The sequence below is a fragment of the Actinopolymorpha sp. B9G3 genome, assembly GCF_040120725.1.
In the GTDB taxonomy this organism is placed as follows: Bacteria; Actinomycetota; Actinomycetes; order Propionibacteriales; family Actinopolymorphaceae; genus Thermasporomyces.
Map to the genome: position 1 here is coordinate 166,641 of NZ_JBEEAB010000012.1, position 18,108 is coordinate 184,748.

Below are 18,108 nucleotides of genomic sequence, written 5' to 3' on the forward strand. Positions count from 1 at the left end.
TCGATGAGCGCCAACTCTCCAGACACAGTTGACGAACGGCATTCCTACGACGTCATCGTCGTCGGCGCCGGCGGCGCCGGCCTGCGCGCGGCGATCGCCGCCCACGACGCGGGGGCACGCACGGCGATCGTCTGCAAGTCCCTGCTGGGCAAGGCCCACACCGTCATGGCCGAGGGCGGCGCCGCCGCCGCCTTGGGCAACCTCTATCCCGAGGACAACTGGAAGGTGCACTTCCGCGACACCATGCGTGGCGGGAAGATGCTCAACAACTGGCGGATGGCCCAGCTGCATGCCCAGGAGGCGCCCGACCGGGTGCTCGAGCTCGAGGAGTGGGGCGCGCTCTTCGACCGCACCGCGGACGGGCTGATCTCGCAGCGCGACTTCGGTGGTCACCGGTACGCCCGGTTGGCGCACGTGGGTGACCGCACCGGCCTGGAGATGATCCGTACGCTGCAGCAACGGGCGGTCGCGCTCGGCATCGACGTCTTCATGGAATGCACGGTCACGGACATTCTCAAGGACGGCGACAAGGTGGCCGGTGCGCTCGGCTACTGGCGCGACAGCGGCAACTTCGTCCTCTTCGAGGCGCCGTCGGTCGTGCTGGCCACGGGTGGGATCGGCAAGTCGTTCAAGGTCACGTCGAACTCCTGGGAGTACACCGGCGACGGGCACGCGCTGGCGTTGCGCGCCGGCGCGAGCCTGATCAACATGGAGTTCGTGCAGTTCCACCCGACCGGCATGGTGTGGCCGCTGTCGGTGCGCGGGCTGCTGGTCACCGAGTCGGTCCGCGGCGACGGCGGCATCCTGAAGAACTCCGAGGGTCGGCGCTTCATGTTCGACTACATCCCGGAGTTCTTCAAAGCCGAGACGGCCGACACGATCGAGGAGGCCGACGGCTGGTACACCGACAAGACCAACAACCGCCGACCTCCGGAGCTGCTCCCCCGCGACGAGGTCGCCCGCGCGATCAACGCCGAGGTGAAGGCAGGACGCGGCACGCCGCACGGCGGTGTCTACCTCGACATCGCGTCGCGGCGTGACCCGGAGTTCATCAGGCGACGGCTGCCGTCGATGTACCACCAGTTCAAGGAGTTGGCCGACGTCGACATCACCAAGGAGCCGATGGAGATCGGCCCCACCTGCCACTACGTCATGGGTGGCATCGAGGTCGACGCCGACAGCGGCGAGTCGGCGGTGGAGGGCCTCTACGCCGCCGGCGAGTGCTCGGGCGGTATGCACGGGTCCAACCGGCTTGGCGGCAACTCGTTGTCGGACCTGCTGGTGTTCGGGCGCCGGGCCGGTCTCAACGCCGCGTACCACGCGGTGAAGGTCCGCACGGCTCGGCCGGCGGTGGACTCCGCCGCGGTCGAGGCCGCCGTCAACGCCGCCTTGACACCCTTCGCCGACGCGGGCGGCGAGAACCCGTACGACGTCCAACGCGAGCTCCAGGACGTCATGCACTCCCTGGTCGGCATCATCCGCAAGGCCGACGAGTTGGAACAGGCCCTGCTCGAGATCGAGAAGCTTGCCGAGCGCGCCGACCACCTCACGGTGGCCGGTGACCGGAAGTACAACCCTGGATGGCATCTCGCGCTCGACCTGCAGAACATGTTGTGGGTCTCGGAGTGCATCGCCCGTGCGGCCCTCACCCGGACCGAGAGCCGGGGCGGTCACACCCGCGACGACTACCCGATGACCGACGACCAGTGGGGAACCAAGAACATCGTTCTGCGCGAACGCGCCGGAGCGATCGACCTGGCAATCCAACCGCTGACTGCGATGCCCGACGACCTGAACACGCTGTTCGCCCAGAGCTAGCCGCAACGAGGACGAAGGACCGAGGAGACGAGATGGGCTACGACCTGTCGATGAAGATTTGGCGCGGCGATCTCGACGGCGGTGCGCTGCAGGACTTCACGGTGACGGTCGAGGAGGGCGAGGTCGTCCTCGACGCCATCCATCGGTTGCAGGCGACGCAGGCGGGTGACCTCGCGGTGCGCTGGAACTGCAAGGCGGGCAAGTGCGGTTCGTGCAGTGCAGAGATCAACGGCCGGCCGCGGCTCATGTGCATGACACGGCTGTCGGAGTACGCGCAGGACGAGACGATCACGGTCACGCCGATGCGGACGTTCCCGATCGTGAAGGACCTCGTCACCGACGTCTCGTACAACTATGAGAAGGCGAAGGAGGTCCCGGCGTTCGCGCCACAGCCGCCCGACGCCGACGGCAAGCGCCGGATGATGCAGGTCGATGTCGAACGCGGGCAGGAGTTCCGCAAGTGCATCGAGTGCTTCCTGTGCCAGGACACCTGTCACGTGATCCGCGACCATGACGACAACAAGCAGGCGTTCGCCGGGCCGAGGTTCTTCCTGCGGTACGCCGAGCTCGACATGCACCCGCTCGACACCAATGACCGCCGGGAGCTGTCCCAGGCCGCCGCCGGGCTCGGCATGTGCAACATCACCAAATGCTGCACCGAGGTGTGCCCCGAGCACATCAAGATCACCGACAACGCGATCATCCCGATGAAGGAGCGCGTGGCCGACCGGAAGTACGACCCGCTGGTGTGGCTCGGTTCGAAGATCCTCCGCCGCGACCAGCGCACGGAGGTCTGAGCCGCCCCCAATGCCTTCGCTCGGCCACGTGGTTAATTGACGATCCATGACGACCACGGGTAATTTCTCACCGTGTCTCCAGGTGGTGGGCCTGGCCACCGCACCGAGACCGCCTGGTGACCCGGCGCCCACTGCGCGGCACCGGTGAGAGACCGGCCGTGCCCATCGCCGGCCGCCACCAACCGGTGATCACGGGCCAATGGCAGGCAGGAGGGCCGGCACGTGAGCGAGCGTGAGACGCCCGTACGCACGAGGACCGGTGCCGAACGCCTGAGCGCCGACCCGACACTCGCGGGCCCAGGACGCCGGCTGGGTCTCGTCACCAACTACACCGGCGTGATGCCGGACCTCAGCTCCGACGCAGCGGCGCTCCTCGCTGCCGGCGTACCCCTGGTGGCGCTCTTCGGTCCCGAACACGGCCTCCGCGGCACCGCCCAGGCCGGCGACAGCGAGCCGGACACCCATGATCCGGTGAGTGGGCTGCCGCTCCACGACACCTACCGTTCCAGCGGCCGGGGGCTCGACGCGGTCGTGGCGGCCGCCGAGGTCGACACGCTGCTCTTCGACCTGCAGGACATCGGGACCCGGTTCTACACCTACGTCTGGACGATGTACGACCTGCTCGCGACCTCGGCCCGGCTCGGCGTCCGCTTCGTCGTACTCGACCGGCCGAACCCGGTGAGTGGCCTGGCCGCCGAGGGCCCGCTGCTCGATCGGGCGTACGGGAGCTTCGTGGGTCGGGCGCCGATCCCCGTCCGGCACGGCCTCACCGCCGGCGAACTCGCCCGGCACCTCAACGCCACCGCGATCCCCACCGAGGTCGGACAACCAGCCGACCTTTCCGTCGTCACGATGGAGGGCTGGCACCGGTCGCTCCACGCCGACGAGACCGGCCTGCCGTGGGTCATGCCGTCGGTCAACATCCCCACCCTGGACAGCGCGCTCGCCTATCCCGGCACCGGACTCTTCGAGGGCACCAACCTCTCGGAGGGGCGCGGGACGACGCGGCCGTTCGAGCTGATCGGGGCGCCGTACGTCGACGGGCGGTGGGCAGCAACCCTCAACGACTCCGCGCTTTCCGGGGTGCGGTTCAGGGAGGCGTGGTTCACCCCGACGTTCCACAAGTACGCCGGCCAACCTGTCCGCGGGGTCCAGCTGCACGTGACCGACCGGACCACCTTCGCCCCGGTACGCACGGCCCTCGCGATGCTGCACACCCTGCGCACGCTCTACCCGTGCGAGTTCGGGTGGAGGACGACCGCGGCCGGCGCTGGGGGGACGGGGCACCGGCACTTCATCGACCTGCTGTGGGGAAGCGGCTCGCTCCGCCAGAGCGTGGACGCGGGCAAGGACCCGACGCCACTTCTCGCGCTCGCCGGATCCGACTCGCCTCAGCACCCGGCCGCGTGGGCGGGCGAGGAGGTCCTGCTCTATCCCGACACCGCGACGGCTGGCTGAGGACCGGGCTCGCCCGTTTGGATGAGCCCCTCATCCCGTAGGTTCGTGTCAGGGGCACCCTCCTCCCACAATCCTTCGTGCCAGGGGCACCTCCTCCTATGGGGCACCTGCTCCCATGGGGCACCCTCCTCCCATGGGGTACGTCGTACCTAAGGCCCCCTTCGAGCGGAAAGGGCAGCACCGATGGCCGAACTCCTGAGCGATGACCAGATCACCGACGCCCTCCGCGACCTCCCCGGATGGGAGGCGCGCGCCGGGACTCTTCACCGCGCCGTCACGGCACCCGACTTCCTCACCGGTGTCGCGCTGGTCAGTGAGGTCGCGCAGGCCGCCGAACAGCAGGACCACCACCCCGACATCGACATCCGCTGGACCACGGTGACGTTCACGCTGAGCACCCACTCCGAGGGTGGCATCACGACCAAGGACGTCAGCCTCGCCCGGGATATCAACCGGCTCGCCGAGAGCCGTGCCGGCCGGTAGCACGCTCGCTCTGGGTTTCCGGGCGGTGATCATCAGCCATATTTCCGGCTGGCAAGGGCCGAAGCCGGAGAATCTTGTCTCCGGGTGGGAGCCACACGGACGTCCATTGCGTCAGACCGTTGACTCACCGGGCATTCGCTGGTCATCCTTTAAGGCCGAGCGTACGAACGTACCGGCTCCCAACGGCGCGCTGCCTGCGTTCGCAACCCCGACTCGAGGGGGTTCTCATGAGGGAGCGATACACGTACGACATCGCGACAACCACGCCCGACGGCCGTTGGCTGTCCAGTGTCATCAGCGAAGACAGCTTCAGCCGGGATCCTCGTTCCATCGCCCGCAGCCTGCTGGAGCAGTGGATCATCGACCACCAGGGCAGGCTCCCAGGCGGCAGGGTCTATGTCTACGGCGGCTCGGACGGAGAGGAACCCAACAACATCGTCGCCACCGTCCGCGTCCGGGTCTATCGCGGCGACCTGCGCAATCGCGAGGCACAACCGGTCGCGGTGGCCTATCTCGCACACGCGGCGAGTGACTATCCGAGGTCGCGATCGTTGCACCGTGGTCCGGACGCCAACGGGTCCGCCGGCAGCCGGCTCAGCCGGGTACGTTCCCGGCTGCGGTTCCCGCTACCACGACCCACCTTCGACGGGATCGCGGAGCGCCGGGAGGCCGACTCCGACGGGCAATACCCGGAGGACGACTGTCTCCCAGCCGTACGCAGGCGTCGCCGGCATCGGACGCGGATGACCGAGAGGGCCGCCTAGGCGACGCCCAGGACGTCAATGGCCAGACCACCTGGGTGACCGTTGCCGCCACAGCGCGCACGAAGAACGCAACGGGTCGAGCGCCGACCGGGACGTAGCAGTTCCCGGCGGCGCTCTTTGCGTTCTCAGTGTGCGCGTTGTGCCCGGCGGGTCGCGTCCGCGAGCCGCCCTCGCGCGGTGGCGAGGTGGTCGGCCGACCGTTGCTGCCGCTTGGTGGCCGCGCGGACGCCGCGTTCCAGGGCCTTCGCCCGTTCCTCGGCGTCACGCAGTTGCGTACGCAGCCGGTCGACCTCGTCCCGCGCAGCGTTGGCCTGACCGACCGCCTCGTCAACGGCATTGTCGCGGTCGGCAAGGTCGCGTTCTGCTTCTGCCACCGCCGCGCGGGCTTCCGCGACCCGCCGTTCAGCCTCCGTACGGCGGTCAGTGCCGGCCCGCCCGCCATCGTCGGTACGTCGTCGCCCGCCCGATCGCTCGTCCGTACGTCGACCAGGATCCGACAGCCGCTCGACCCCTGCGTTCCGGCCGCGTGGCGTCTTCTTCTCGGCGCCGGACCGGTTCGCGCCCCGGTCACGGACCACCGCCGGGCCAGGAGCCGCCCACACCGGCCCGAACCCGGCGTACTCCACCGCCGCCGCCAACGTCGCGCCCCGGACCTGTTCGGCGACGTCGGGATCGACGAGCGCCGCGCCCAGCGTCCCCTCGACGTCACGGCCGAGCTCAGGCGACACCCGGACGCCCGCCTCTCCGGCGAGCCGCCGAGCGGCGGTGATCAGTTGTGACACGAGCCGCTGCCGACGGGTCGACAGCTCGCGAAGCTGGTCGCCCGCGCCCGCTTCGTACGCCGGCCGGAACTCCTCGGCCAGCTCCAGCAGCTCCGCGACCAGCTCACCACGCTCACGTACCAACAGGTTGACCACCCAGGCGCTCTGGGTCGGCCGGCGCAGCCCGGCAAGAGCCCGGGCCAGGTCGAGCCGGTGGTCGGCACGGGCGCGCCGGACCAGGTCGTCACGGGCCGCGACGAATTCCCCCGGCGGCACCGCGTACAGCTCACGTGCGGTCTCGAGAAACTCTGCCGATTGCTCCATCACGGCATATCGTGCCGGACCCCGCGGTCTGTCGGGTGCGTTGTCAGCAGTTGTTCGTGCTCTTGATGATCGGCTCGTCGCCAGCGCTGAGGGAGTAACGAACCTCCTGGATGATCGGATTCACGATCTCTGCCGGGCTGCTGCCCCAGTCGTCGTTGTCGGCGTCGTAGATCTGCTCGTAGTGGAGGTGGGGAACACCGGTGTCCACCGAACCGGCCTTGCCGACCAGCTCACCCTGGGCGAGCTTCTGGCCGACCTCCACGAGGATCGGGTCCATGTGGTTGTACATCGTGTACCAGCGGTCGCCGTGATAGATCTTGATCGCGCCGATCTCGGGGAGGATCCGGTTCACCACTCCTGGTGCGGACGCCCGCACGTCACGGCCGCGCGTCTCTCCGTCCTGGTAGAAGAAGTCGATCTTCTTGTCCTCCGGATTGTGGTTGGCGTACGTCGTCCCTCTCCACCGCTCGCCACAGGTGAACGGCGACTGGAAGTTGGGACGTCCGTCGGCGAGCTTGACCGGTGACGGCTGCCCGGCGGGTTTCTCGGCCACCGCCTTCTTCGGTGCGGGCGCGGCTGCCGGCTTGGGGCTGGCCTTGGTCGGGCTCGGCTTGGGCTTCGTACTCGTCGCCTTGGCCGTGGGCTTGGCCCTCGTCGCCGACCTGTCGGCGAGTTTGGACCTGTCCGCCCGCGCGGTCTCCACACTCGACGTCGGGTCGACGGATGAGTGCAGGCCGCCGAGGTCCAGGTACCGCGAGTTGAGCGATCTCGGCTGGGCGTCCGGACTGGCCGACGCGCCGTTGGAGGTGATCATCGCCGCGAGTCGACCTGGGTACTCGAGAGTGAACCACAGCGCCGCCACACCCACCGTCGCCACGGTCACCCCGAGGACGGCGGCGACCACCGAGAGGGCTCGGGCCGATCTTCGAGATCGGTGGAAGAGAGAGCGGCGGGTTCCTCGATGCCTAGGTCCTGCTGACCCTACGTAGTGGGACTGTGAGTGCGGCCTCACGAGGTCTCCTTCGGTCGGGGGTGCGCGAGAAGGCACGGCCCGCCGATGACTGCCTCGACCAGGAAGACCCACGTGACGTGAGGTGACGATCGGTGCGATGGTTCGACGTGCGGCAAACAGGTTGCATACGCGAAATGCTCTCCGGGAGCCGTGCTGTGCAGGTGGTGCCGGTACGGCCCCCGTGGCCGACTTGAGGGATTCTGCGCTACATAGGGTGATCAGATCTGCCAAGAGTCCACAATGCGGAAAGTTCGGACCCGCCCCTCGGCTGGCGGAGGCCGCAATCGGCCATGGAGTCGAGGTTTCTTCGAGGCGTCGCCGACAACGAAAGCAGGTTGTCCGTTCGGCGGAGAACCTTCAGTATCCGCGCCTTCGCGGTCACTGGCCGAATCTGCGTGTGCGGAGTCCCAGGCCGGTACGGCTGCATCTCGGTCTTTTGCGTACCAGGCCTGCTCCGTTCGTTGCGTACCACGTGATACCGCGTATGACCACTGCAGAACTGTGCATACCACGTGATACCGTTCGGCGGTGACGCGGGCAGCTGCCTCGAAGGCCTCCCACCTCGCCGAGCCGATCAGCCGTGACGGCCCGGAACCTGCGTACGAGAAGGTTCGCCGACTCCTCGCCACCGAGATCACGACCGGCCGGATCCGCGCCGGCAGCAGGCTGGTCCCCGAACGCATCCTCTGCGAGCAACTCGGCGTCAGCCGGGTGACGTTGCGGCGAGCACTCCAGAACCTCGTCCAGCAAGGGCTTCTCACGCCGTCGGCCGGCCGTGGGTGGTACGCGACGCCGGGCCAGCTCAGCGAATCGCCTGGGGCGTTGCGAAGTTTCACCGCCCTGGCAACCAAGCAGGGCGTCAAGCCACGTGCACGCGTACTCAGCCGCCGCGTCCGGCGGTCGACCGCTGGCGAGGCCGAGCAACTCTCCGTCGACCGCGGCGAGCGCGTGCTCGCACTCGAACGCCTGCGCCTGTTCGACGATGCCCCGGTGGCGATCCAGCGCAGCGTCGTACCCCTCAGCCGGCTCGCGGCCGACATCGCCAAGGTCGACTTCGGCACCGCTTCGCTCTATGCCGCACTAGAGGAACGCGGCGCGACGCCCACCCATGCGGCGTACGCGATCGAGGCCGACGCCGCCGACCACCGGGTGGCGAACCTTCTCGACATCGCGGTCGGGGCACCGGTTCTCATCACCTCCCAGACGACCTACGACCAACTCGGCCGGCCGGTCGAATGCGGGCGGATCACCTACCGGGCCGACCGCTACCGGTTCCACGCGACCCTGGCCGCCGGCACCGGCTGAGTCGACTCAACCGCCGACAAGGAGTTCCCATGACCGAGACCACCTCGACGCCGCTGGCACCCCTCACTCCGGATGAGGTGGCGGCATTCCACCGCGACGGGTTCCTCGTCGTGACTGCCCTGACCTCGGCCGAGGAGATCATCCGCCTGCAGGCGATCTACGACCAGCTCTTCGCCGCCAGGAAGGACTTCGCCGCCGGAGACCGGCTCGAGCTCGCCGGCATCGACGACGACGGCCACGAGACCCTGCCGCAGGTCCTCAGCCCGGAGAAGTACGCACCGGAACTCCAGCACATCCAGGCGCGCGAGCGGGCGCTCGCCATCGCCCGGCAGCTGCTCGGACCCGACACCGAACGCATGGGCGACCACGCGATCCTCAAGCCTGGCCGGCACGGTGCCGCGACGCCGTGGCACCAGGACGAGGCGTACTGGGACCCGGCACTCGAATACGACGCCCTCAGCTTCTGGATGCCCCTGCAGGAGGCGACGGTCGAGAACGGCTGCATGCAGTTCGTCCCCGGGAGCCACCGAGACGACGTCCTGCCACACCGGCACATCAGCGACGACCCGAGTGTCGAGGCGCTGGAGTACGACGGCGACATCGCTGACCTGCCAGTGACCGCCTGCCCGTTGGCATTCGGTGGGGCGACGGTCCACGGGTCGCGGACGCTGCACTACACGGGGCCGAACCGGTCGGACTCGCCGCGTCGTGCGTACATCATGGGTTTCGGCCGCCCGGCAAGGCGCCGCGCCGAACCGCGCGACTTCTACTGGCAACGCCCTGGACCCCACGGGTCCTGACTCGCCGTCCGGGCGGGCGCTCCGCCCTCCGGCCAACGAGGGCGGCGTACACCTCCAGGCCGCCACGATCAGGGTCCACTTCCACCAGCCCGCTGGAATGACGGATGGTCACTCTGGATGTGTTGGGGCTGGTGCGGGCGGGGCGAGAATCGACTGCACGGACGTGGTGACGATGTGGGTGACGTCGGGGTTCTCGAGGCGTCCGGCCCGCTGTTCGACCGCCGCGCCGTGCAGCAGGTAGTGCACGACGCTGACCAGCCAGGCGATTGGGAGGTCGGTGCGGAATACGCCGTCTTCCTGGCCGCGGCGGATGAGTTGCTGGACCCGCTCGGCAGGCGCGTCGTGCAACTGGCGGAGCCGCCCGGCGGGCAGGACGTCTTGAGCCGCCTGGAGCAGTGCGGCTGATTCGGCGACGAGCGACCAGCTGGATTCGAGCAGGCGGGTCAGCGCGTCCCGCGGGTCGCCACCGAGGTCGATGGCGGCCAGCGTCTCCTCACCGGCCCGGAGTGCGTCGGCGAGTGCCGCCTCGACCAGCTGCGCCCGGGTGCGGAAGTGGCCGTAGAGCGTCATCCGCCCCACGCCCGCGGCCTTCGCGATGTCGTCGATGGTCGCGGACGGGTCCCGGCCGAGGCAGGTTCGGGCCGCCGCGACGACGGCGGCGATGCTGCGTTCGGCGTCGGCGCGCCTGCGCGGCCGTGCGGCAGCAGGAGCCATGCCACCACCCTATCTCGTACGGGAATATACGAGTTAAGCTCCCGGTTCAGAATTCGTACGCGAACGTACGACTTACGGCGGGAGGCCGGTCATGACACTCGACGAGACAGGCGTGGAACGTACGCTGCACCCACTGCGCTGGCGAATCCTGGGCTTCCTCGGAGTGGCCCAGCTGATGTTGATCCTCGACATCACGGTGGTGGCCATCGCGCTGCCGCACATCGAGACCGACCTGGGGGCGAGCCGCGAGGCCCTCGCCTGGACCATCAGCGCGTACGCGTTGACGTTCGGCGGGCTGATGCTGCTGGGCGGCCGGCTCGCGGACCTGCTCGGGGCGAAGCGGATCGTGCTCGCCGGTCTGCTGATCTTCACGGTGGCGTCGCTGGTGACCGGGCTTGCTGAGGCCTCGGGCATGTTGATCGGCGGGCGCGTCGCCCAGGGCGTCGGGGCGGCGCTGCTGTCGCCGTCGGCGCTGTCGCTGGTCGTCACGCTGTTCGATGGCAACGAGCGGAACAAGGCGCTCGGCGTGTGGTCCGCGCTCGGCGGCGGCGGCGCGGCGCTCGGGGTGCTGCTAGGAGGGGTCCTCACCGCCGGGCCAGGCTGGCCATGGGTGTTCTTCGTCAACGTTCCGATCGGCCTGGTGATCATCGTCGCGCTGGGCCGGATGCTGCCGCCGCAGACCCCGGCCGCGACCGGAGCCCGACTCGACGTCTTCGGGGCCTTCCTGGTCACCGCGTCATCCGGGGCGCTGATCTACGCGTTCATCAGCGCCGGTGATCGCGGCTGGCTTACTGTCACCACCGCCGTGCTCGTCCTGATCGCCGCGGTCGGCTACCTGGCGTTCGTGACCTGGCAGAAGCGGGCCCGCTCGCCGTTGATGGACGTCCGGCTGCTCGCTCGCCGCCCAGTGGCCGCCGGCACCTTCCTGATCCTGCTGGCGACGGCGTTGATGATCGCCGTGTTCTTCCTGGGCACGTTCTACTTCCAGCACGGGCAGGGATACGGCGCGATGCAGACGGGCCTGCTGTTCCTCCCGGTGGCACTGGCAACGATGGCCGGCGCCCACCTCACCGGCCGCTCCATCGGCCGGCTGGGAGCGCGGCCCCTCGCCGTCGCCGGCCTGATCGTCGCCGCAGCGGGGATGACCATCCCCGCCCTGTCGATGCGGCCGGCCACCGTTGTCATCGGCGTCGCGATCGCGGCCGCCGGGTCCGGCGCCCTCTTCGTCGTCGCGTCGGCCACCGCGCTCGGCCAGGTGGCCCCCCACGAGGCCGGCATCGCCTCGGGCATCGTCAGCACCTTCCATGAGTTCGGTGCTGCCAGCGGGGCGGCCGTTGTCTCGAGCGTGGCGGCAGCCAGCCTCGTCGGCGACACTCTCGCCGGCTTCACGGATGGTTTCGTCGTCGCAGCCGCGGCCGCCGGCGTCGCCGCCCTTGTCGCCGCAGCGCTGACACCGCCGAAGCCCGCCCCACAGACAGCACCCAGCAGCGCCTCGACCTGACGTCCCCACCGCAGAACGGAAGGGGGCGGCCCCAGGGCCGACCTGGAGCTGCCCCCTTCTCGGCAGCGAACGCGAGAGCCGTCAGCCGGAGTTGGCGAGTAGCTTCCGCATCTGGGCGATCTCGGCGGTCTGGGCCTTCTCGATGGTCGCGGCGAGCTTCTTGGCGGCGGTGTTCTCGCCGTCGCGTTGCTCGGTCTCGGCCATCTCGATCGCACCTTCGTGATGGTCGATCATCAGCTCCATGAACATCCGGTCGAAGGCGGCACCCTTCGCCGCCTCGAGGTCGGCCATCTGCTCGCCGGACATCATGCCGGGCATGTCCTCGCCCATGTCCATGCCGCCGTGGTCCATGCCGGTGTCACCGGTGTCCTCAGGCACCTCTTCGCCCCAGGACCTCAGCCAGCCGGACATGGTCTTGATCTCCGGATCTTGTGCCCGTTTGATCTGCGCGGCCAGCTCCTTGACCTGCGGGCTCTGCGCCCTGGTCGGTGCAAGCTCGGCCATCTCCACCGCCTGGCGGTGGTGCGGGATCATGCCCTGGGCGAATTCCACGTCAGCGTCGTCGAACGCCGCCTTGGCGGACGTGGTGTCGCCGGGCTTGTTCTTGGCGTCGTCGTTCTGTGTCGTACCGCTACCGCCGCAGCTGACGATCAGCACGGCTGCAGCGAACGACGCGAGCAGGAAAGCAACAGGTTTACGCACGAATCCTCCGTGTTCTGCTTGTCGGTTGATCTGTCCCGTACGCCGACCGGCCAAACGACCGTCGGCACGAGGCGGATCAGGTCCGCGACACGCAGAGCACGGAGAGGGTTCGTGCGAGGGAGCGGGGTCGTCGTCGCCTGGATCGTAGGTACGACAAGACAACTGCGGACACGGACATGGCGGAGGCCGAGCACACAGCCCAGCCCCGACCTACCCGGAACAGCAGGCCGAACAGAAACACACCCCCGCCGAGCACGGCGATGCACAACCCCATCACCGGTCCGACGTCTGTGGGCAGAGGCCTCGGCTCCGACCCGCGGGTGTGAACGCGCTTTGCTGGTCCGACTGTGGCCGTCACCGCGGAGCGGCCATGGACGGTGTCGGCCGCTGTATCAGGAGCTACCTGGCGCGGCGCCGTGACATCGGTTTTGGCGTGCGGACCAGATGCCGCGGCCTGTGTGTCGCGAGCCGACGGCACGGCTTCGCCGGGGGTGTGCCCTCCCATGTGACCGCACACGATCTGAACCCCGTGCATGGCGAAAATGCCAGCCAGGAGCATGAGGGCGAGCATCAACCGTCGCGGCTCGCGCGCACGCTGTACCGCGCCCTGTCGTGGCGTGCGCATCGCCGGCGCGGGAGCCGTCCAGGTCATCGACACGCCACCACCTTACGCAGTCAGTACTCCCCCGGCATGTACGCGAACCAGAAAAGATCAAGCCCGCGCCACATCAAGCGGACACCAGAAAAGGTCAACGGCCCTGCGGTTCATGCCCATGTCCCTGTCTCGTTGATCGCTTCTTTCTTCCGGAACGCTCTGGGCATCTCGCAGTACCGCCTAGCCCAGGCGATCGGAGTCTCACCGCGCCGGATCAACGAGATCGTGCACGGCAAGCGCCGGATCTCTCCCGAGACCGCAGTACGCATGTCCAAGGCACTTGGGCTCAGCGAGCGGTACTGGCTGAACGTCCAGGCCGACTACGACATCGAGATTGAGAAAGATCGGCATCGGGCCGAGATCGACGCCATCACGCCGCTCACTGCGTGAAGCGTGAGCGCCTCCGGTCACACGTTGAACTTGAACTCCACCCGATTGCGTGATCGTGCAACACTATCCTGATGGACGATGCACGCGGTACACGGTGCGCGATCTACCTCCGACAGTCGCTCGACGCTACCGGCGACCAACTCGCAGTGCGGCGCCAGCAGGAAGACTGCCATCGCCTGGCGGCGCAACGCGGTTGGTCCATCGTGGCCGAGTATGTCGATAACTCGATCTCGGCGTCGGACAAACGCCGGGAGCGCCCGGGGTACGACAAGCTCGTCGCCGCATACGATGCCGGCGAGTTCGATGCCCTGATCTGTTGGGACCTCGACCGCCTGACCCGGCAGCCACGCCAGCTCGAGGACTGGATCGACCGTGCGACCGATCGCGGTCTACTGCTTGTCACCGCCAACGGAGAGGCCGACCTCTCCACCGACGCTGGCCGACTGTTCGCGCGAATCAAGGCAAGTGTGGGTCGAAACGAGGTCGAGCGAAAGTCCGCCCGCCAGCGGCGCGCGGCGTTGCAACGGGCGGAAACTGGTCGCCCCGCTTGGTGTGCGACTGACCGGGTACGCCGTCGACGGCTCGCTGATCGACCATGAGGCGGCAATCGTCCGGCAGATGTTCGAGCGTTTTGCTGTCGGCGACTCGCTGCGCTCTATCGCCGCTTGGCTCACGGAGATGGGCGTACCGACCCGGCACGGCTCGCCAAGGTGGCATCCGTCGACCGTCCGAGGTGCATTGATGAACCCTCGTTATGCAGGCCGGGCGGTCTATCAAGGCAAGGAGAACGGCAAGCTCGGAGGTTGGGAAGCGATCGTCGACGACGAACTATACGTTGCCGTCCAGGCACGGCTGAACGATCCGCGCCGCAAGACGAACAGGTACGGACACGATCGCAAACACCTCGGCTCCGGCTTGTACGAGTGCGGTGTGTGCGGTCGTCGCATATACGCGTGGTCGGGCAACCGGTACAGGTGTCGTGAGGGATGCCTGACGCGCGCTCAGGCAGGCATCGACGATTTCGTACTGCGGGTTGTTCGCGAGAGGCTTGGCCGACCAGATCTGGCAAACCTAATTACGCCGGAAGCATCCGACGAACTTCGACGCGTCGGGGACGATGTGAATCGGCTTCGGAGTCGGCTCTCCCAGATCGGGGACGATTACGACGCAGGCCACATCGACGGACGCCGGTACGCCGTCGCGAGCGAGAAGGTCCACGCCGAGCTATCAAGCGCCGAGGCGGCGCAAGCCAGACTCGCGGTCGGTTCGGCCGCCGCGTCGACTCTGTTTGCTCCGAACCCCATCGCCGCATTCGACGCCGCGCCCCTGATGATTCGACGGAACGTCATCGACGCGCTCTGTACGGTCAAGCTCTACCCGACAGCCCGAGGACGGAAGACCTTCGATCCGACATCGGTAAGGATCACCCCGAAGAGCTGGCACGTACATAACGCGCTCCCGTTCGCCGCCGGAGCACTCGGGGCGGTCCCTCTTGGCCGGCGATGGCAGTGACCTCCGACCCCCAGCATGTGTGGTCGTGCCGACGGTTTTACAGAGTGCTCACCGGATAGCTTTGACTTGGGGGTTTCCTTGAAATCGCTGGTTGGGCCGCGGGTGGGCCGCCGGCTGGCCGATTTCTTCATGCAGCCTCGCTCCGACCATGTGTCGACGACAACTACATTCCAGTCCTGACGATCGTTGGTGACGCCATAGGTACGACGTATCGATACCCGGCTGAGGACGCTGTCCATAATCACCCGTAAGCACACCTGGCGGATCTGCCCTCAGGGCACTTCTCGCGATGCCCACTGCGTCGCTCACTTGGTCGTCAATGGTGCGGAAGCTGTGTAGCCCGTAGTCGCCGACAGGTTCGATTGGGCCCGGTAGTTCGTTGCCGTGCTCGTCAAAGTATCGCCCTTTGGCCGCGCCCAAGAAGCAGTGCCGCGGCAGGGGTTCTCCGGGTTCCATGGATAGTTGTCCAAGGGTCTCGTGGTACCGCGGAGACCACGGCAGCCGGTTGGTCATGATCGGGGATACCAGTAGGTGATCTGGTCGCAGCACCCGGCGCGGTCAGGCTTCGCCTTCCGCGACGACCGTCGTTGGTGGTTTTGGAAGTGGTTCGGTCGAGCGGGTCGTAGGTAGTCCTCGGGGCCGCGGATGTCGTATCCCAGGCGGCGTTGGAGCCCGTGATCATCCTGGGCGAGCTCGGGCTCGACGGCCGCGTCAAGCCGGTCCGGGGCACGCTGCCGTCCGTGATCGCCGCGTCGGCCGCGGGGTGGCGGCGGTTCGTCGTTCCGGAGCCCAACGTGGGCGAGGCGAAGCTCGTTGAAGGCGCGGAGGGCTTCGGCGTCCGGTCGCTCCGTCAGGTCGTCGCCCTGCTTCGAGGCGATGACATCCCCGGACGAGCCTGCGTACGTCTCGGCGGACGAGCCGGCGACGGCCGAGGACCAGGGCGGTCTTCGCCGTCCGGATCGCCTGGACGGGCAGGATCTCGCCGAGGTGCTCGGGCAGGCAGCCGCCCGACGCGCAGCCGAGGTAGCGGCGGCCGGCGGCCACCATCTGTTCATGTCGGGCCCGCGTGGTGCCGGCAAGACCATGCTCGCCGAACGCATGCCCGGCCTGCTGCCGGATCTGCCACCTGTCGCGGCGCTCGAGGTCAGGCGATCAACTCCGTAGCGGGCCTGCTACCGGCTGACGCGCCGCTCATCGTCCGACCGCCGTTCTGCGATCCGCACCACTGCGCGTCGCTGCCGGCGATCGTGGGCGAAGGCTCGCGGGTCGCGCGTCCGGGAGCCGTCTCGCTCGCTCATCGCGGAATCCTGTTCCTCGACAAGGCGCCAGAGTTCCGGGCCCAGCGTACTCGACGCGCTCCGACAGCCCTTGGAGCACAACGGTGAAGTGGTGATCGCCCGTTCGGCGGGGACGGCTCGGCTGCCGGCCCGGTTCCAGCTGGTGCTGGCGGCGAACCCGTGCCCCTGCGGCCGGGCGTACGGGAAGGGCGTCTACTGCACGAGCAGCTCGTCGAGTCGACTGAGGTCGTCGCGGCGCGAGTCGGCGCGGCGAGGGAGCGTCAGGCACATCGCTATGCCGGACTGCCCTGGTCACTCAACGCCCACGTGGCTGGCTACGAGCTCCGCCGGCGTTGGCCGCCTGAGCCGTCGGCCCTGCCCGTACTGGAGAGCCATCTGTCGAGCGGCTGGCTGACCGCTCGGGGAGCGGACCGCGTCCTTCGAATCGACTGGGCGTCTACCTTGCTGATGTTGCACTGACCACGACACAGCGCGCCAGAAGTTGTGCGATGATCCGGCCATCCCGACAGCAGGCTCTCCGGGGAGCCCGAGGCCTTCAGGCCGAACCGGTGGGAGTAAGAGGCGGTAGGCGGGAGGGCCGTACGCGTGCCGCGCGATCGGCGCCCTGTGCAGTCCCCACCGGACCCGTCGCGACGCCAGTTGTGGCGCCAACCGATCCGGCAAGCTACAGCCGTCACCCGCCCGAGCCTGACGCTCCTCACGCGCGGAGCCAGATGATCTCAGCCGAAGACATCGGCCGCCGTGATCCGACCTTCGGCGCGGAGTTCGTCGAAAGCCTCCATCCATGGCTCGAGCCAGCGTCTGAAGTGGGAGCAGACGGTCGGCGCAGCCTGTCGGTCCTCGGCCGACCTTGAGATTGCGCGGACTACCTGCGGCGGGCTTCGTCGTTTCCCCAAGCTTGACTCGCGCCGAGCGCGGCAATGCCGCGCATTGGTCACACTGTGGCGGGGATGGGCGGCGACATCGACGTCCTCGGAGCCGATGAAGTTCCTCTGGTCAGCCATCGCCGGCCCAGCTGTCGGCCCGAATCAGCAACGCCTACGCTCGGATATGCCTTACCCGCAGCCATAGTCTCGGAACAGAACGACACCGCGATCTTCTGCCGCATACATCCTAGCATCGCTAGTCGGGAATGCGGCCCAAGCTGTGCTGTATGAGCCCAAGATGCGCGACCACGGACACAGGTTCGCCTGCCATCGTGCGGCCGATCCAGATTGGATAGACACCATCGCCCAAGGGGCATTTGAAAACCACCGCGTTCACCCCTATTTCTGCGTCGAGAAGGACATTGATCCAGTCCCTTTGTGCGATGTCTTCGATTGCCCTTTTATGCCTTCTGGATCCCAGGCTGTCATTAGATGCGGCCAGCGCCGGACACGCGCCCGAGTCGACGAGGCATCCCTTCCCGCTGTCGACCTCGAGCCGAGCGAAAGATGCGGCAGCATGCGGTTGATCCTCAAGACGTGCCAGTTCCCACGTGGCCACAGGCAGCTCGCGGAAGGCGATCTTGACCGCCGCAATTTCTCGAGAAGGTCCAGGTGGGTCCTTGCAAGTTACCGCCAATCTCACTGGATAGGCTCCAGGCTCGACCACCAGCATGAGTGGTCTAACTCGTTCCGCGATACCTGAGCCCCATGTTGGATCGCAGGCCAATATACGGCCACTTGGAAGGTGCAGATAGCCCGCATTTTCAACTTGCTGCACGGACACTCGCGGATCGCCGCTCCACCGATAGCGGGCACCGGACCGGAACACACCTTCAAGATCAGGCTGGATTGGCGCCATAACCCTCTATCTCTAACCTCTACTTTCCA

17 protein-coding genes and 3 pseudogenes are annotated in these 18,108 nt (G+C 67.8%); 15 read left to right on the top strand and 5 right to left on the bottom strand.

The features are described from left to right. The first annotated feature begins 3 nt into the window (after positions 1–3). The 5 genes from ABNF93_RS21335 to ABNF93_RS21355 all read left to right on the top strand — a co-directional run bounded on the left by ABNF93_RS21335 (position 4) and on the right by ABNF93_RS21355 (position 5,320). On the top strand, positions 4–1,818 hold the full coding sequence (locus ABNF93_RS21335; RefSeq protein ID WP_349329892.1) for a fumarate reductase/succinate dehydrogenase flavoprotein subunit: 1,815 nt from the start codon (positions 4–6) through the stop codon (positions 1,816–1,818). A 32-nt stretch (positions 1,819–1,850) separates the two neighbouring features. After that, positions 1,851–2,615, top strand: coding sequence for a succinate dehydrogenase/fumarate reductase iron-sulfur subunit (locus ABNF93_RS21340; protein ID WP_349329893.1), 765 nt, complete (start codon positions 1,851–1,853; stop codon positions 2,613–2,615). A 222-nt stretch (positions 2,616–2,837) separates the two neighbouring features. Beyond that, on the top strand, positions 2,838–4,073 hold the full coding sequence (locus tag ABNF93_RS21345) for an exo-beta-N-acetylmuramidase NamZ family protein (protein ID WP_349329894.1): 1,236 nt from the start codon (positions 2,838–2,840) through the stop codon (positions 4,071–4,073). A 183-nt stretch (positions 4,074–4,256) separates the two neighbouring features. Beyond that, the gene (locus tag ABNF93_RS21350) at positions 4,257–4,556 is read left to right on the top strand and encodes a 4a-hydroxytetrahydrobiopterin dehydratase (RefSeq protein WP_349329895.1); all 300 of its coding nucleotides are present in this window, start codon (positions 4,257–4,259) and stop codon (positions 4,554–4,556) included. Positions 4,557–4,783: 227 nt separating this feature from the next. Continuing rightward, positions 4,784–5,320 carry a hypothetical protein gene (locus ABNF93_RS21355; RefSeq protein WP_349329896.1) on the top strand — a complete coding sequence of 179 codons (537 nt, stop codon included), beginning with the start codon at positions 4,784–4,786 and terminating at the stop codon, positions 5,318–5,320. 125 nt (positions 5,321–5,445) lie between these two features. Here the strand turns inward: ABNF93_RS21355 and ABNF93_RS21360 are convergent, their stop codons facing one another. Both ABNF93_RS21360 and ABNF93_RS21365 read right to left on the bottom strand, forming a co-directional pair. Further along, positions 5,446–6,405, bottom strand: a complete 960-nt coding sequence (locus tag ABNF93_RS21360) for a coiled-coil domain-containing protein (protein WP_349329897.1) — start codon at positions 6,403–6,405, stop codon at positions 5,446–5,448. Positions 6,406–6,448: 43 nt separating this feature from the next. Then, the gene (locus tag ABNF93_RS21365; protein WP_349329898.1) at positions 6,449–7,288 is read right to left on the bottom strand and encodes a M23 family metallopeptidase; all 840 of its coding nucleotides are present in this window, start codon (positions 7,286–7,288) and stop codon (positions 6,449–6,451) included. A gap of 657 nt (positions 7,289–7,945) precedes the next feature. Between ABNF93_RS21365 and ABNF93_RS21370 the strand changes: the two genes are divergently transcribed. Next, entirely contained in the window at positions 7,946–8,722 is a 777-nt protein-coding gene (locus ABNF93_RS21370; RefSeq protein ID WP_349329899.1) for a GntR family transcriptional regulator, read from the top strand. 29 nt (positions 8,723–8,751) lie between these two features. Then, positions 8,752–9,522 carry a phytanoyl-CoA dioxygenase family protein gene (locus ABNF93_RS21375; RefSeq protein ID WP_349329900.1) on the top strand — a complete coding sequence of 257 codons (771 nt, stop codon included), beginning with the start codon at positions 8,752–8,754 and terminating at the stop codon, positions 9,520–9,522. A gap of 108 nt (positions 9,523–9,630) precedes the next feature. On the opposite strand, the gene ABNF93_RS21380 is transcribed toward ABNF93_RS21375, so the two are convergent. Further along, on the bottom strand, positions 9,631–10,236 hold the full coding sequence (locus ABNF93_RS21380) for a TetR/AcrR family transcriptional regulator (protein WP_349329901.1): 606 nt from the start codon (positions 10,234–10,236) through the stop codon (positions 9,631–9,633). A gap of 91 nt (positions 10,237–10,327) precedes the next feature. On the opposite strand from ABNF93_RS21380, the gene ABNF93_RS21385 reads away from it, so the two are divergent. Next, the gene (locus tag ABNF93_RS21385; protein WP_349329902.1) at positions 10,328–11,737 is read left to right on the top strand and encodes an MFS transporter; all 1,410 of its coding nucleotides are present in this window, start codon (positions 10,328–10,330) and stop codon (positions 11,735–11,737) included. A gap of 81 nt (positions 11,738–11,818) precedes the next feature. On the opposite strand, the gene ABNF93_RS21390 is transcribed toward ABNF93_RS21385, so the two are convergent. Next, positions 11,819–12,439 (bottom strand): DUF305 domain-containing protein, encoded by a 621-nt coding sequence (locus ABNF93_RS21390; protein ID WP_349329903.1) that lies wholly within the window; start codon positions 12,437–12,439, stop codon positions 11,819–11,821. 370 nt (positions 12,440–12,809) lie between these two features. Between ABNF93_RS21390 and ABNF93_RS21395 the strand changes: the two genes are divergently transcribed. The 7 genes and pseudogenes from ABNF93_RS21395 to ABNF93_RS21425 all read left to right on the top strand — a co-directional run bounded on the left by ABNF93_RS21395 (position 12,810) and on the right by ABNF93_RS21425 (position 16,753). Continuing rightward, positions 12,810–13,484 carry a HigA family addiction module antitoxin gene (locus tag ABNF93_RS21395; protein ID WP_349329904.1) on the top strand — a complete coding sequence of 225 codons (675 nt, stop codon included), beginning with the start codon at positions 12,810–12,812 and terminating at the stop codon, positions 13,482–13,484. A 71-nt stretch (positions 13,485–13,555) separates the two neighbouring features. Next, the gene (locus ABNF93_RS21400) at positions 13,556–14,083 is read left to right on the top strand and encodes a recombinase family protein (protein WP_349329905.1); all 528 of its coding nucleotides are present in this window, start codon (positions 13,556–13,558) and stop codon (positions 14,081–14,083) included. Continuing rightward, a complete protein-coding gene (locus ABNF93_RS21405; RefSeq protein WP_349329906.1) occupies positions 14,037–14,996 on the top strand; it encodes a recombinase family protein in 960 nt (319 codons plus the stop codon). Before ABNF93_RS21400 ends, ABNF93_RS21405 begins: the two co-directional genes overlap by 47 nt. 674 nt (positions 14,997–15,670) lie before the next feature. Next, a pseudogene (locus ABNF93_RS34975) lies at positions 15,671–15,730 on the top strand (hypothetical protein); the annotation flags it as partial. 142 nt (positions 15,731–15,872) lie between these two features. Further along, positions 15,873–16,381 (top strand): annotated as a pseudogene (locus ABNF93_RS21415) (ATP-binding protein). A gap of 4 nt (positions 16,382–16,385) precedes the next feature. After that, a pseudogene (locus tag ABNF93_RS21420) lies at positions 16,386–16,460 on the top strand (ATP-binding protein); the annotation flags it as partial. After that, positions 16,460–16,753, top strand: coding sequence for a magnesium chelatase subunit ChlI family protein (locus tag ABNF93_RS21425; protein ID WP_349329938.1), 294 nt, complete (start codon positions 16,460–16,462; stop codon positions 16,751–16,753). The pseudogene ABNF93_RS21420 and the gene ABNF93_RS21425, both read left to right, overlap by 1 nt. A 663-nt stretch (positions 16,754–17,416) precedes the next feature. Here the strand turns inward: ABNF93_RS21425 and ABNF93_RS21430 are convergent. Then, positions 17,417–18,079 (bottom strand): DUF4241 domain-containing protein, encoded by a 663-nt coding sequence (locus tag ABNF93_RS21430; RefSeq protein ID WP_349329907.1) that lies wholly within the window; start codon positions 18,077–18,079, stop codon positions 17,417–17,419. Between the last annotated feature and the right edge of the window lie 29 nt (positions 18,080–18,108).

Excerpts from the sequence above, each read along its gene's own strand:
- ABNF93_RS21360 (WP_349329897.1), bottom strand. The coding sequence starts at position 6,405 with ATGGAGCAATCGGCAGAGTTTCTCGAGACCGCACGTGAGCTGTACGCG.
- ABNF93_RS21335 (WP_349329892.1), top strand. The coding sequence starts at position 4 with ATGAGCGCCAACTCTCCAGACACAGTTGACGAACGGCATTCCTACGAC.
- ABNF93_RS21400 (WP_349329905.1), top strand. The coding sequence starts at position 13,556 with ATGGACGATGCACGCGGTACACGGTGCGCGATCTACCTCCGACAGTCG.
- ABNF93_RS21380 (WP_349329901.1), bottom strand. The coding sequence starts at position 10,236 with ATGGCTCCTGCTGCCGCACGGCCGCGCAGGCGCGCCGACGCCGAACGC.
- ABNF93_RS21340 (WP_349329893.1), top strand. The coding sequence starts at position 1,851 with ATGGGCTACGACCTGTCGATGAAGATTTGGCGCGGCGATCTCGACGGC.
- ABNF93_RS21395 (WP_349329904.1), top strand. The coding sequence starts at position 12,810 with ATGGACGGTGTCGGCCGCTGTATCAGGAGCTACCTGGCGCGGCGCCGT.
- ABNF93_RS21430 (WP_349329907.1), bottom strand. The coding sequence starts at position 18,079 with ATGGCGCCAATCCAGCCTGATCTTGAAGGTGTGTTCCGGTCCGGTGCC.
- ABNF93_RS21375 (WP_349329900.1), top strand. The coding sequence starts at position 8,752 with ATGACCGAGACCACCTCGACGCCGCTGGCACCCCTCACTCCGGATGAG.
- ABNF93_RS21350 (WP_349329895.1), top strand. The coding sequence starts at position 4,257 with ATGGCCGAACTCCTGAGCGATGACCAGATCACCGACGCCCTCCGCGAC.
- ABNF93_RS21355 (WP_349329896.1), top strand. The coding sequence starts at position 4,784 with ATGAGGGAGCGATACACGTACGACATCGCGACAACCACGCCCGACGGC.
- ABNF93_RS21385 (WP_349329902.1), top strand. The coding sequence starts at position 10,328 with ATGACACTCGACGAGACAGGCGTGGAACGTACGCTGCACCCACTGCGC.